The sequence below is a fragment of the Acinetobacter sp. 1542444 genome, assembly GCF_000581835.1.
Taxonomy (GTDB): Bacteria; Pseudomonadota; Gammaproteobacteria; order Pseudomonadales; family Moraxellaceae; genus Acinetobacter; species Acinetobacter pittii.
Map to the genome: position 1 here is coordinate 37,151 of NZ_JEYA01000007.1, position 14,130 is coordinate 51,280.

12 protein-coding genes and 4 tRNA genes are annotated in these 14,130 nt (G+C 40.3%); 6 read left to right on the forward strand and 10 right to left on the reverse strand.

Features of this window, described 5'->3' with window-relative positions:
- Window positions 1-186: 186 nt before the first annotated feature.
- Complete coding sequence (locus J580_RS20680) at window positions 187-1,404, forward strand: DUF445 domain-containing protein (RefSeq protein ID WP_014208114.1); 1,218 nt, start codon at window positions 187-189, stop codon at window positions 1,402-1,404.
- 65 nt (window positions 1,405-1,469) lie between these two features.
- On the opposite strand, the gene J580_RS20685 is transcribed toward J580_RS20680, so the two are convergent.
- Window positions 1,470-1,907 carry a DoxX family protein gene (locus J580_RS20685; RefSeq protein WP_002114126.1) on the reverse strand — a complete coding sequence of 146 codons (438 nt, stop codon included), beginning with the start codon at window positions 1,905-1,907 and terminating at the stop codon, window positions 1,470-1,472.
- Between the two features lie 194 nt (window positions 1,908-2,101).
- Between J580_RS20685 and J580_RS20690 the strand changes: the two genes are divergently transcribed.
- The gene (locus tag J580_RS20690; RefSeq protein WP_005071971.1) at window positions 2,102-2,743 is read left to right on the forward strand and encodes a DedA family protein; all 642 of its coding nucleotides are present in this window, start codon (window positions 2,102-2,104) and stop codon (window positions 2,741-2,743) included.
- A gap of 8 nt (window positions 2,744-2,751) precedes the next feature.
- On the opposite strand, the gene J580_RS20695 is transcribed toward J580_RS20690, so the two are convergent.
- From J580_RS20695 to J580_RS20715, 5 genes are all read right to left on the reverse strand, one after another.
- Window positions 2,752-3,342, reverse strand: coding sequence for a LysE family translocator (locus J580_RS20695; protein WP_017399730.1), 591 nt, complete (start codon window positions 3,340-3,342; stop codon window positions 2,752-2,754).
- Between the two features lie 214 nt (window positions 3,343-3,556).
- Complete coding sequence (locus tag J580_RS20700; protein ID WP_032005635.1) at window positions 3,557-3,943, reverse strand: hypothetical protein; 387 nt, start codon at window positions 3,941-3,943, stop codon at window positions 3,557-3,559.
- Window positions 3,944-3,953: 10 nt separating this feature from the next.
- Window positions 3,954-4,796 (reverse strand): ParA family protein, encoded by an 843-nt coding sequence (locus J580_RS20705; protein WP_005071966.1) that lies wholly within the window; start codon window positions 4,794-4,796, stop codon window positions 3,954-3,956.
- Between the two features lie 76 nt (window positions 4,797-4,872).
- Complete coding sequence (locus J580_RS20710) at window positions 4,873-5,265, reverse strand: SirB2 family protein (RefSeq protein WP_005071964.1); 393 nt, start codon at window positions 5,263-5,265, stop codon at window positions 4,873-4,875.
- 11 nt (window positions 5,266-5,276) lie between these two features.
- On the reverse strand, window positions 5,277-5,585 hold the full coding sequence (locus J580_RS20715; protein WP_002114074.1) for a BolA family protein: 309 nt from the start codon (window positions 5,583-5,585) through the stop codon (window positions 5,277-5,279).
- A gap of 230 nt (window positions 5,586-5,815) precedes the next feature.
- Here J580_RS20715 and J580_RS20720 point away from each other — a divergent pair.
- The 4 genes from J580_RS20720 to J580_RS20735 all read left to right on the forward strand — a co-directional run bounded on the left by J580_RS20720 (window position 5,816) and on the right by J580_RS20735 (window position 6,254).
- A tRNA-Gly gene (locus J580_RS20720) sits at window positions 5,816-5,891 on the forward strand.
- Window positions 5,892-5,936: 45 nt separating this feature from the next.
- Window positions 5,937-6,012, forward strand: a tRNA-Gly gene (locus J580_RS20725).
- 45 nt (window positions 6,013-6,057) lie between these two features.
- A tRNA-Gly gene (locus tag J580_RS20730) sits at window positions 6,058-6,133 on the forward strand.
- Between the two features lie 45 nt (window positions 6,134-6,178).
- A tRNA-Gly gene (locus J580_RS20735) sits at window positions 6,179-6,254 on the forward strand.
- 163 nt (window positions 6,255-6,417) lie between these two features.
- Here the strand turns inward: J580_RS20735 and J580_RS20740 are convergent.
- Genes J580_RS20740 through J580_RS20755 form a run of 4 tightly spaced genes read right to left on the reverse strand, consistent with a single transcriptional unit; the run spans window position 6,418 to window position 14,110 of the window.
- Window positions 6,418-7,179, reverse strand: a complete 762-nt coding sequence (locus tag J580_RS20740) for a 4'-phosphopantetheinyl transferase family protein (RefSeq protein WP_032005636.1) — start codon at window positions 7,177-7,179, stop codon at window positions 6,418-6,420.
- Window positions 7,172-9,037, reverse strand: coding sequence for an alpha/beta fold hydrolase (locus J580_RS20745; RefSeq protein ID WP_032005637.1), 1,866 nt, complete (start codon window positions 9,035-9,037; stop codon window positions 7,172-7,174). The genes J580_RS20740 and J580_RS20745 overlap by 8 nt, the downstream gene beginning before the upstream one ends.
- A gap of 55 nt (window positions 9,038-9,092) precedes the next feature.
- On the reverse strand, window positions 9,093-10,367 hold the full coding sequence (locus tag J580_RS20750) for a DUF1302 family protein (RefSeq protein WP_032005639.1): 1,275 nt from the start codon (window positions 10,365-10,367) through the stop codon (window positions 9,093-9,095).
- Complete coding sequence (locus tag J580_RS20755) at window positions 10,364-14,110, reverse strand: outer membrane lipoprotein-sorting protein (RefSeq protein WP_032005641.1); 3,747 nt, start codon at window positions 14,108-14,110, stop codon at window positions 10,364-10,366. Before J580_RS20755 ends, J580_RS20750 begins: the two co-directional genes overlap by 4 nt.
- Window positions 14,111-14,130: the final 20 nt, after the last annotated feature.

Here is a 14,130-nt window from a genome sequence, read left to right on the forward strand (position 1 = left end):
TTCATCACATTCTATGCAACATCACCTTGAATTTGATGTTAAGATGAGCCGATAAAACAGGCATTACCATGGAAAGGTAGATACCATAAGCGATATTTGTCTGTGCTTAAACAATTATCCATTTTTATGGCTTGTTGCCCCCTATCAAAATCAATAGAAATCTAAGGAACAACAATGCTTCAAACTATGATTGCAGATTTCCAGCAACATTTTTGGTTGTATGTCTCTATTCCTTTTATGAGTGGTTTAATTGGCTATATCACCAAGGTGGTTGCCATCCAGATGATGTTTTCACCACTTGAATTTAAAGGTATTAAACCATTTTTGGGTTGGCAAGGCATTGTGCCTCGCAAAGCCGAGAAAATGGCAACCATTGCTGTTGAGCTCATGACAGCAAAGCTCATTAAGCCTGAAGAAATTTTTGCACGCCTAGATCCTAAACGTATTGCCAAAGAAATAGAAAAACCCCTACTTGCAGCGGCTGAAGATATTACCCGTGACGTTGCTCAAGAGTATCAGCCTGGTTTATGGGAAGGCATGCCGGAATTTGCTCGCCAAAGACTCATCCGTCGTGTGCAATCCAAAGCACCAGAAATCGTTGAACACATCATGAGCGAAGTACAGCGTGATGTGAATCGATACTTTGATATTAAACATCTTGTTATCAGCAACTTGCTTAAAGATAAACGTTTACTCAACAATATTTTTAAACGTGTAGGGAAACAAGAATTTAAATTTTTCAGTAATGTAGGTTTTGTATTTGGCTTCGGCATCGGTGTGATTCAGATGCTGTGCTGGATTGTCACTCAAGGAAAATATCCTTGGATGCTACCTTTGTTTGGTGGTTTTGTGGGTTTCTTCAGTGACTGGATTGCACTGCAAATGATGTTTAGACCACTTTATCCTAAAAAGATATTGGGTTACACATGGCAAGGGCTGTTTATTAAACGTCAGAATGAAGTTGCAGCTGACTATGCAGCTTTAATTTCTAAACAGCTTTTAACTTCACGTCACATGATGGAAGAGTTATTTTCGGGTACACATTCTGCGCGTGTTATTGATCTGGTTAACCGCCATGTCAAACAAGAAATTGATATGCAAGCTGGGGTTATTCGTCCGTTAGTTGTATATGCAATTGGCGGAGAAAAATATCAGAATATGAAATCACAAGTTGCTGAACGTATTATGCAACAGCTTCCAGAGACGATGAAATATGTAGAGTCTTATGCAGAAGATGCAATGAATATTCGTAGCACACTCATTGAACGTATGCAAAAATTAACACCTTCTGAATTTGAAGGGATGTTACGTCCTGCATTTAAAGAAGATGAGTGGGCCTTGATTGCAGTCGGCGCAGTTCTTGGTTTCGTGGTTGGGGAATTGCAAATCCAATTTATGCTTTAATTTTTAAAATAAAGAAATAAATAACCGGATGAATTGCTCATCCGGTTTTTATTTTGTCTTGAATATTATTTCTCGATTGCATGATCCAGACTAATACGGCCAGCACCATGAAGCATTAGGAAGAATAAACCACCTGCCATTGCTAAGTTTTTCATAAAGTGGATGCCATTATTGTATTGTGCCGCTGCATCAGCCCCACCTTGGTGGAACAAGAATGCAGTTAAAATACTGAAGATACCAAGACCGAAAGCTGCAAAGCGTGCTTGGAAACCAAATAACAAGGCTAAACCACCACCAAACTCAACCAAGATAACTAAAGGAAGAATTCCACCTGGTACACCCATTGCTTCCATATATCCTGCAGTTGCTGCATAACCGGTAATTTTCCCCCAACCAGCAACAAGGAAGATATAAGCCATAAGAAGACGAGCAATAAGGCTAATAAAACTGTCCGCGCCTGATTGCGTTACGATATTTTTGACCACTACATTTGGATTAAACATTTTGCCACCTTTATTTAAATGCTTATTTATTGATGAGCTCATTCTAGGTTTGGGACATTGATAATTAAATACTCAAAATCCATATATATCGTTGCACAAACAGGATGATCAATTTGTATATTTTTGATGTTTTATACTGACTTTCTATAGGGTCACTGCTAGGATTTGAGCACGGTTTACCACTTAATCATCTCATGGAACTTCTTGATTTTATTCTACACGTTGATCAACATCTCGCCGAGTTTATTACAAATTACGGGACGTGGATTTATGGCATTTTATTTTTAATTATCTTTGTCGAAACCGGTTTAGTGGTTATGCCGTTTTTACCGGGAGATAGTTTACTATTTGCAGCTGGTGCTTTAGCAGCATCTACAGGTGCGATGGATCCATGGTTATTGGGTGCTCTACTCTTCATTGCTGCCGTTTTAGGCGATACAGTGAACTACCATATTGGTCGTTTTATCGGTCCACGTGTATTTGAAATGAATTCACGATTCATTAATAAGCAGCATTTAATTAAAACCCAAGAATTCTTTGCTCGTCATGGTGGCAAAACAATTATTTTTGCTCGCTTTGTTCCATTTGCCCGTACTTTTGCCCCTTTTGTTGCGGGTGCTGGTAGCATGAACTATAAGTTTTTCTTAACTTATAATGTGATTGGCGCATTTTGTTGGGTCGCTTCTTTTGTGGCGTTAGGCTATCTATTTGGAAATATGCCAATCGTTAAAGATAACTTCACTCATCTTATTTTTGGTATCATTATTATTAGTGTTTTACCGGGCATCATCGGCTTTATACGTGAAAAGCTAAAAAGCCGGAAAACCAATGCTTAAGACTTAATTTAGAAGAAACGGAATACCACTGGAAGCATACATAAAATAAGCAACATAGCCGATCCTTTATATAAATGATCGGCTTTTATTTTTTGTACTGGGCCCGTTAATAGTGCACGTCCAAAAATCATCCAGAAACTCGCAGCTGGAATGAGCGTCAATGTAAAAACACCAAATACCATTAGACAATTTTCAGGCGAATTCCATGTTTCGGCAGGGAAAATACCTGCAGCAAAAAGTAAAGATTTCGGATTTTTTAAGGTTGAGAAGAATAATTGACGTGGGCGAATGTTACGGTGAGTTTGACTAAATTGTTGTAAATGGGTGGTTTTCCATAATCGGAATGCCATCCAGAACACATACGCCACACTTGTAATATGTAAAATGAGCAATAACGCAGGCCAAACTGGTGCTGCCAAATGAATAAACACAGCCCAAAAGCTAATACCGTAGGCATAGCCTAACCATTCCATAGGAATAAGCCAAAATGCTTTAGATAAACCTTGAGAATGAGCAGCGGTTGCAAGTAAAGCATTTGTCGGCCCAGGAATGAGCAAAACAGCCAACATTGCCAATACAAAAAACCAACTCTCAATCATAAAGTTTCCATAATATCCAAGATGGGGCCACCTTAAACGAAACAGGCAAAATATAGCAAGTTTATAAGGCTTTTTGATTACAGAAAATACAGAATTTTAGAAGCTTAAAAATTGATAAACCACTTATTTATATTAATTTTATTATGAAACATTTTGCTAAACTTTATTCATCACAACATGCCTTAGTTAGCATATTGTGATGCAAAGTTGACTATTAATTGATCTTTTTACGAACAATAATTGGACAATTCTTGAACTGGGCAGCCTGAACAATTGCTTCTTGTTGGCCTAAAACACGTGAAAGTTCGGTATTTTTCGTTGAAGAAGACTGTCCCATATTTACAGAAATAGATGGACCGAATCCCCAACCACCTCGTCCCCAGCCACCACCGAGTCCAAGACCAACACCCATACCTGTACTTTTTGGAGTTTGCACGCCATTGTCGATATATTGCTGAATACGGTTATATTCACTTTGTAGCTGTTGGCAGCTCAAAGATTGATATTGTGTTGGAGACACATAAGTCGGTTTTACCGTTGTAGCACAAGCGCCAAGGAGTAAAGTGGCTGCCACCAAAGGCGCAATATATAAGCCTTTCATCATTTTTCTCTTATCGTTTTGGCTCAATCTCACCAAACAATGTCTCATAAGCTTGAGTCAATTTATGTTCGGGTGCCAAATGGGCCAAAGGTAAATTTTTCTGATGCGATTCTTTCATCAAAATCGAAGGCGGTAACATGCTATTGAGTACAGGCAACCCTTCATCTTTTAACTGCTGAACCACTTCCCGAGGTAATTTTGCTTGGGATTGGAATTGATTCACCACAATTCCTTCAATTTCCAAGCGATCATTATGATCATCTTGCGTTTCGAGAACATTTTCAATCAATGTTTGTAACGCACGCTTTGAAAAAACATCACAGTCGAAAGGAATAAGTACTTTATCTGCCGCAATCAGAGCAGAAAGAGTAAAAAAGTTAAATGCTGGTGGTGTGTCTATATAGATACGGTCATATCGCCCAACTAAGTTTTGGATCGAATCACGTAATTTATAAATTTTATGTTTACTTTCAAGTGCATGTTCAAGTGCGCCAAGAGTAGGGCTTGCTGGAAGCACATCTAATTTTGCAAAAGGAGTTGAATGAACAAAACTGTCTAGATCTTTATTTCTTGGAGCTTTTAAAATTGAACCTAATGCGTTACCGATTAAACCCTTTTGTTGATTGTTGCCCAACACATCATCAAAGAAATTTTCGATATTTGGCTCTAAAATTGATTTTTCAGCAGAATAGGTTGCTTCGTCACCTAAAAGATACTGACTAGAATTGGCTTGAGGATCAAGATCGATCACCAATGTTCTTAAGCCATGTTTGGCACTAATTGCAGCCAAATTTACAGTAATACTTGATTTCCCTACACCGCCTTTTTGGTTAAACACCACACGAGTTAACATGTTTCCCTCTGCATATTATTTTACTGTACGCAGTTTAACCTAGAGCTTAACCAAAAAGGCAAAGAATGTAGAACAATTAAGCAAAAACAGGTTTCACAATCACTAAGATAATAATAGCAATAAATGCAATCGCACTAATGACCAAACCTGCACGACGCTGTGCCAACAAAAGAGTGTCATCTTTTTTAAAGGCTTTCATCAGGGAAGATAACAACACTAAAAATAGAATAATTTTAGCGTAAAACCACGGTTGTACCTGAAAGTCTTTCATGACTAACAAAATTGCACCCGTAATGAAAACCACGGTAAATGACAAATGTTGTAAGGCAACTAATACTTTACGCCCTGCTGGATTGGGTTGTTCACCTTGAACACCTATAAACAGAGTTGAAGCGCGTAAAACAAAGACCATAAGTGCAGCAGCTACCGCAGTCATATGAATAATTTTAGTGAGTAAATGTGCATCCATGAAATTAACCCTTAGCTTTTAGGTGCATGTGCACATTCTGGGCTAGCAGGTGCTTGACCTTGCCACTCACTTGGCAAATAAGCATGAATCGCTAAAGCATGAATTTGACCTGGATTCATCAAATCAGAAGCTAACGCGTATACTTTTTGATGACGTTGAACTAAACGCAATCCATTAAATTCGTCGCTCACTATAATCACTTTAAAATGAGATTCCTTACCTGGAAAATAACCACCGTGCCCGGCAGACTCATTGATCACTTCCAAATGGCTAGGTGCAAGTGTTTGTAACCGTTCAATCAACTGTTGTTCAAGGCTCATAGCTTTTCCTTTTACGATTATTCGTATATTTGAACCTAGTATACCTTGTCTACACACAAACAAAAGTTGCTCTTGTATGCTTTGACTTCAAACAAAATGTCTATTTATTCGGCAACTTAACAATAAAAATACCGCTAAATGCTCATTTCTGTTTTTATTTTATGCAATCAGCATAATTATTTGCATAAAGTTGTTGACCCTTGTTTTGCTTAATGTATTATAAGCGGCACGCGGGAATAGCTCAGTTGGTAGAGCATAACCTTGCCAAGGTTGGGGTCGCGAGTTCGAGTCTCGTTTCCCGCTCCAAATTGGTTTTTTTTGAGAAAGTTTTAGTAAAAACTGCTTATATATGCGGGAATAGCTCAGTTGGTAGAGCATAACCTTGCCAAGGTTGGGGTCGCGAGTTCGAGTCTCGTTTCCCGCTCCAAATTGGTTTTTTTTGAGAAAGTTTTAGTAAAAACTGCTTATATATGCGGGAATAGCTCAGTTGGTAGAGCATAACCTTGCCAAGGTTGGGGTCGCGAGTTCGAGTCTCGTTTCCCGCTCCAAATTGGTTTTTTTTGAGAAAGTTTTAGTAAAAACTGCTTATATATGCGGGAATAGCTCAGTTGGTAGAGCATAACCTTGCCAAGGTTGGGGTCGCGAGTTCGAGTCTCGTTTCCCGCTCCAAATTTAAAAGGCCCTAGTCGAAAGACTGGGGCTTTTTTCTTTTTATCGATCCATGATTTTACGTTCTATCGATTCACAACATATTTTGAGAATAGCTCGACTCAAGCCCGAGTGTTTCATTAATAGACTCAGATTTTTAAACCACTAATTGTATCGAGTTAATCTAGTTATATTTGCACGGTACTGGCGTTATGCGATGCGTAGATATACATGGCACCAATTGAAAACAATCCAGATCAAATCTTTCTTGGGCAAGAAGCTGCTGTAAACAGATCGAAAAGATAAAGTTATGATCATAGACATAGCTTTGGAAATAATATTCTTCTGCCTTTTGAATATCACGAGTTGAATCGAGAAACTCTATATGTTCAGCTAACACATGAAAGTTGAGCTTCTTTAAATGACGATTCATTCCTTCGCCAGTACATTTAATATAGGATTCTTTTAAGGTCCATATTTGAAAAAACCGTTGATATACAGTGGATGGATCAATCCTTTCATTTTCCTGAATCCATTCAATTTCACTTGGCGCTAACACGCTATCGACACGCATCCAATCGAACTCACGGTCCACCCGTTCAACATCGACTCCTATTTCCCCTTCTTCAGTCACCGCAAGAACAATAACGTCTGCTGAATGACTAAGATTGAAATAAACAGCTTTATTGCCTTGTACAAAAGGTTTGCCGTTAGGTTGTAATTGAATGTTGACCTCATGGGGTGAAATACCCAACTTATCTGCTAAAACAGACTTCGTTAAGACACGAGAGATTAAGAAAATCCGTGCAGCATGAGGATGATATTGATCATATCTCAACTTTTCTGCCGCATTGAGAAAGCTGAGATAATGACTCAATATGAGATGGTTTTGTGGCACGCGTGAAACCGGGCAGACATAAACCTGTACTTTGGAAATATCAGACATCACTGAACTGTGCTGTGGTGCTGATGTATTTGGTTAGAACTGGTGTGAGATAATCATAAACCGCTTCTACATGAGTAACGTGCGGATTATGGCCTGCGCCAGCAATGATATGTACAGGAATATTAGGACTTATTGTAGTAACAATTGGGTCCTTCTCTCCAACAATGATTTCAACTTTAGAACCAAGTTCGTTTAACAAAGCTGTTTGAGATACTCTCTGTTGAGGCAAACTAATACGATGCATATACTCACTAATATGCTTGGCTACCGACACTCGGCGTAATGAATCCATCGCATAACCAACAGATAGATTTTTTTGCCCATCTGGATGCAGATTTTTAGCAATCTTATCTTTCGATACAAAACGGAAAATTAGATTAGAGATGATTTGTATTTGAAATATTTTTGCGGCCTGTGCCTGCACGAAATAAGGCGATATAAGGATAAGACGTGCAACTTTATTTGGATATTTCTGCGCAAGACTCAATGCAAATAAACATCCTAACGAGTGAGCAATAACAACACTATTTGGTGCTAAAAGCTTTGCAGCATTATCAATAAACTGATGATTGTTATCTTCCATCACCTCATAACTACCTGAACGCCCAAGTCCAGGTAGGTCCATCATAACGACCTGATCATAGGTGATTTTATTAATTATGGGCGACCAACATGTGCTATCGAATGGAATACCGTGTAAAAATAATGCAGAAGATTTTTCTGAACCAACTGGTTGTTTAGTGTAGATTTCTGTCCAATATCGATTCTGGTAGCTGAAACAGCTAGGTGTTGGTGCTTGCATACGACCAAAACGTGTAAGCACCAGACGATCAATCCAACGAGAAAAATAAGGACTGGTATTGATTAGGTCTGCGATACCCATCTTAACAGCCATTTTTTCTGTTTCAGTGACATGATAGTTTTCATTAGAAATGAAAGCGAGCTGCTCTTTTGAGCCACCAAGCAATACCTCGGGTAATTTCTCGAGCAGAACTTTAGGTATTTGCAAATGTGGTGCGCTAACCCCTAAATGCACGGCAGCTAGGTTAACTAGACGATGACATTTAGGTGTCGCAGGATCAAGTAATACATACTCCTGAGCAATAGTCTCAGGAAAAGATATCGTTCGGATGAGAAAGCTCACGATATATTGCATATTGCAGAGTGGTAGGAATGTATCACTCCCACCAGGCAGCGCCAGCAGACGTCCTTGATATAACTTATCAATCATTTCGGCAATACCAATATATTGCATATCACCATAAGTATAAAAACCATCAATGACTGTCGCCGGATTTATTGCGGTCCATGGCACATTTAAACGCTTACATGTCTCAATAAAAGCTTGATGCCCTAAAATTTTCGAAGCTTCGTAACCACCATATTTATAATACAAATCATCAGCAGACTCTTGCGGCGGAGTAGCGACACGATATCCACCAATCCAGATAAATCGCTCAAGCTGCTTCAATGTCGCAGTCCATTCAATCAGAGCAAGTCCTGATTTAACATTCGTACGCTGAGCTTCAGCTTTGCTAATGCCCCAATTAAATGATGCTGCAAGATGATAAACAACATGGATCTTTGCTTGAGCATCCGTTAGTAGAGAGTCCAACTTAAAGTCATGATTTAAATCATATTCAACAAAAGAAATAGATGGATCTGTCAGCCCTTGTGTTGCAATGAAACCTAATAGCTTGTCTTTCTTAGTTGCCGCATTGCGTAGTGCAGCAATCACCTGATGACCTTCTCGTAGAAGTTCAACGATCAATCTGCTGCCAATAAAACCTGCTGCACCTGTTACTAATATGGTCTTCCGTGAAAAATTATCTTTTTTTGCATTATTTAAATTATTCATAAATCACCTTAATTAGGGACTGCAAACTCCAGCATTATTTTTGGAGCGAATTATCTTAAAAGTTATATCGAACCTGGGCATACACCAGACTGTTATCTCTAAATTGTCCTAACACCGTATCATTTCTGCCCCAGAATCGATCGCCACCTGCATTCAATTGCCAATGATCATTAAGGTTGTAATTAATACGAACTCTCAACATCTCATTAGGCTCTGGTGCAAAATAGAAACCTGTTACTTCTAACTTTAGATTGTCATTCAGGAGGTTAATTGCATAGCGCAGCATAGCTCCATACTGATCGCGCTCATATTGGTTACTGATGGTTTGCTGATAACGGTAAACTGTTCTCAATGATGGATTTATTAGACTCTCAGCGGATCTAAAGTCTTCCGTATGTTTGTACACGCCGACCAAACTCACGGTGGAATTCTTCAATGCTAATTCTGGACCGATGACTACAGTCAGATTATTTTTTTTGTGCGTAAGATCTTCACTACCTTCTGAGTCAGTTTGGGTATAGGCCGCTTCACCTCGCCACACAAGATCGTTATGGTTATAACTGAAATCAAACCCATAAACAGACATAGGATTATTTTTCAGCTGCAATGTGGCCTCCCCTGTTGGAGACGCTGAAAGAACTGACAGATCGGGCATATGATCCAAACCCGAGAAATATGATGCACCAAAATCTAAACCATCTACAGAATAATCCCAGCGCACTGCAAATGCAGGTCGGCTCTTACGGTCTATGTCATATTGAACACCAGCAATCTGACGCAATGGAATCACATCTGAACGACTACGCGGATACCACAATGCAGTCCATTTATTAGTTCCAGATTCAGGAATATATGTCAATTTAAGTGCATCATTTCCAAGACGTTGATCTGTCTCATCTGGTACTAGGCGCGTATAGTCACGGGGCGATAGATTATCTGTTGGATTAATCCCATCAGCTCTCCCCCACACGACAATCTGACGACCAACATCGACATAGACGGTCTGGTCCCAGTTGTAAGAGGCGTACAACTCACGTAAGTTGCGATTCACCTTACTTACCTGATCTGGGTTTACAGTATGGTCCGTTTCGTCTCCAATATTTATGTCGTAATGGATCTTAAACTCAGGGTTAAACTTGAGCGTACCATTGGACCAGAAACTTGCTTGCCCAATGTTTTTTAACGAACTTAAATCACGATCTGATGACCAAACATCGAGTCTGGCTGAGTTCTGGCTCACAAAACTCATTTCGCTGTCATCTGCATAAGCATGCTGCAGTAGCATAAAGCTACTGCAGCATGCAAATACCCAATAGGCACCTTGCGTCATTTTTCAAGACTCTGAGGTGAGAAAAGCTTATCCGATAAGGTTTTTTCTGCGACAAAATCATTGACGATCACTTGTGTCATATGCTGAGTTTGCAGATTCTTCGCCATAGATTTCATGGCTTGCCATCTTGGTTTCACTTTGCCGTAAGGACGGATATCCGTGAACTCAATATGCTTTAACGGCTTGCCTGCTGTATCCCAAATGTCGATGGTTGCTGTAACAAAGTTGTCTTTGAGTATGCACATGCGACGTTTGCTATAACCAAAGTCACTCTTCACCGTATTATTAATTGGCGTTGCTTCGATCATATAGCAATCTTTGCCATTAAATTTGCCATCTGCAAGTTTGGTGTACTTCCAGTCACTTAGCTTATAGCCAAGTACATCACCATAACTAAAGTCCGTACCAATAAAAGCATCACCCTTATTCGCTGATGCAAGACGGCGCACTTTTTTCAATGCAGGCAAATAGACAAACATGCTATCACTGCCTTTTGAGTTCTCAATCAATAACGTCGTGGTTCCCTGTACATCTGCAGGCGAGATAAACTCGGTCAAACGCATATTGTTCTGAGTATTTCCAGCAAGCTTGGTCATATTTTTAGTCAAGCGCACACGTTGCTCGCCATTTTTAGAAGTCAAAATAAATTTGGCACTAGCACTTGAAGTCAGGAATTTAGAGGCATCATCACTACGATTAACAATGTCTTGAACTTCATCTGCATGAGATGTTTTAGGTAATGAAAAGGTGAGCGCAGTACCCAACAAAAGGCTTGTCACAACAGTTTGTGCAACAGGGATACTCTTCTTATTTGAGGAAAAGATGAAACGAGGTTTTAATATTAGAATCATTGTAGGTACCATAATTAAGGTTGCAAACACACTGAAAAGCATCGCAATCACAATAAACATCGCCAGCCATTGATGTACGTGGAAGCCTTGCGACAACGACAATACGCCATACCCGCCAGCGACCGCAGTCGCGACAAAAAGAGAAGCTTTACCAGCAGTACTTAATGTTTTACGAATAGCATCTTTGATATCTCCACCTTCTTCGCGCAAGATTTCACGCAAACGATAGAGGAAATAAATTGCGTAATCCGCACCAATACCTACAGCCATGGCCGAGATAAGGGAGTTTGGAATATTGAGCGGAATGTCGAGCCAGCCCATCACACCAAAGATGGCAAGAATTGAGAACAAAAGTGGTGTCAGAACAATCAGTCCAGCTGAAATCGAACGGAAGACCAGTGCTGAAATAAAGAATACGGCAAATGAAATTTGTAGAATGTTCATAAGCTTGCCGTGAACCATTGTTTCAGTCAAAGCAATGGTTTGCGTCACGTCACCACCAAAACTCACTACAGCCTTGTCCCCCAATTGAGCCGCCATATACGTTTTTAGCGATTCAAGGATTTCTTTGATACGGTGGTTGCTACCCGTTTTCATAAGAATCGTGATCTTGGCATAGCGCTGAGTAGTATCAATGTAGGATTCAAAATCAGTCGGCTCACCAGACATTGAATACAACAGCAGATATTGAGCAACAACATCTTTGGTTGCAGGAACCTGAAATGCCTGTGGCTGATCGGCATTCATTGCCTGATTCATCCTTTTGATATAGTCCACGATAGAGATTGTTTTACCAACCTCTGGAATTGAATTCGCAAACTTCTCTGTATTATCAATCGCTTTTAGGATCTCTGGGTTTTCAATACCGTCACGGACCTTCGTATCGACCATAATATAAAGGCTGTTTGTGCCACCAAGTGACTGATTCAAGAACCTGTCATCCTGCTGCATCGGTAGGTCACGAGAGAAGAAATTCCGACTATCGTTATCTACCACAATACGGCTAGTGCCGATCGCAAGAAAGACACCAATTGTCGCAATTGCAGTCATTAATATCATTCGTGGACGAACTGACAAAATGGCATCGCCAATACGATTTGGAATCCAATCCCAGATCGGTAGCCCTTTGCGTTTGACCTTCGTAACTGAAGGCGGTGGCAACATTGAGCGTAGTGCCGGAATAAAAGTCATCTCAATGATCAGCGTACTGATGATCCCGATTCCAGTAAAAATACCGAATGAACGAATAGTTGGAATATTGAAGGTCAACAGAGAGAAGAATCCAGCCGCCGCAATTCCACCAGCTAGCACCATAACTGGACCAACACGAACTAAAGATTGCACCACAGCTTCGCTATTGGCAGCTTTAGGTTCCATCCCTTGAGCAATCAAACGATCAAAATCTTCATAGTAGCGTTTGAGCAACTGCACGGCGTGCCCTGCTGCAATAGCTAAAATCAGAATTGGCGTAGGCGAGTTGAAGATATCCATCGGCTGTTTGAACAGCCCCATCATGCCCATACCCCATGCCACAGCAAGCAAAGCTGTAACGAGTGGCAGAATCAAACCTTGCTTGCTGCGGAATGCTTCAAAGTGCAACAATCCAATCACCAGTACGGCAATCGGGAACAAAATATTGATACGCTTAGAGTAATCTTCAGCTTTATCTAGATAGACAGGATTACCGCCGACACTGAGCGTCATATCTTTAGATTGTTCGCTTTCTACAATTTTGTTGATCGGAGCCATCATCTTCTGAAAGCCCTCTGGACTTTCCTCAAGCTCAAGCAAAATTGCAGCAGTTCTTTGATCTTTAGACACCACTGAATTCATATAAGTTGGATTCATTGCCAACACTTTTTTCAGTTGATCGATATCATCCTGAGTGACTGAACTGGTCGGCAATAATTTTTTGGCATCAAACCCTTCCGAATTAGCCATGATCCCTTTCGCTTGACGTGCAGCCAAACTCATCATAGTTGATCGAACAACGCCGGGGGCGTTGTCCACTTCTTCGGTAATACGTTTGACTTTTTCCAACACTTGCGGCTGATAAATATCACCTTGCTTCGGTGTAATACCGATCACGACCATATACTTGGAGCCGAATTTTTTTTCGATCAGCTTGGTCGAGGTGATATAAGGATGCCCATTCGGTGCAAGTGCGCCTGGATCAATAATAATTTTTACACCAGATGCAAGGTATGCCAAGGCAATCGTCAAAAGCATGACCACCGTCAGTACAATACGGCGATGTCTGAGAATCCATCGCGCATATTGCTCCATCACTAGATGAGTCTTTTGAAGTGGTTTTTCGATCTCTTGCGATGATTCTTTGATGTCCTGCAATGGTTTTTTGGTCTCTGGCGATGGTTCTTCTATCTCCTGCGATGTTTTTTTGACCTCTACCGATGGCTCTTCAATCTCTTGCATTTGTGTACTCACCGCCTCATAGGTTCCACCCTTCTGAGCCAGCGCCTGAAGATTAGCAAGATCTTTCTTGAACTGGGCAAGAACCATTTTTTTTAGCAGTGCATTAGGAAATACACCAAAAAAGCCGCCCGGCTCTGCCTCAAACAACCATTCAATCCATGTACCTTCTGGATGCTGTTTGAAGCGATAAGTACCTTTGTAATAAAACGGTCCTTCTAACACTTGGAAGGCATACAATTCGTTCGGTACCAGATGTGTAATTTCACCTTTAAAGGCCAACTCACGACTAGCAAAGCTCAAATTGAGTTCATACTTGCTGCCCACACGCGGAGTAGTGTCTAGTAGCTCTGAATGCTTACATGACAATTGCCAGCTTGCATCATTGCCCGGGTTTGCAAGATATTTAAAAACCTTATCAATCTCGGCCGGTATAAGGAAAGCATGTTCTATGGTCACCATAGTGGTTCTACCTTCTTGTA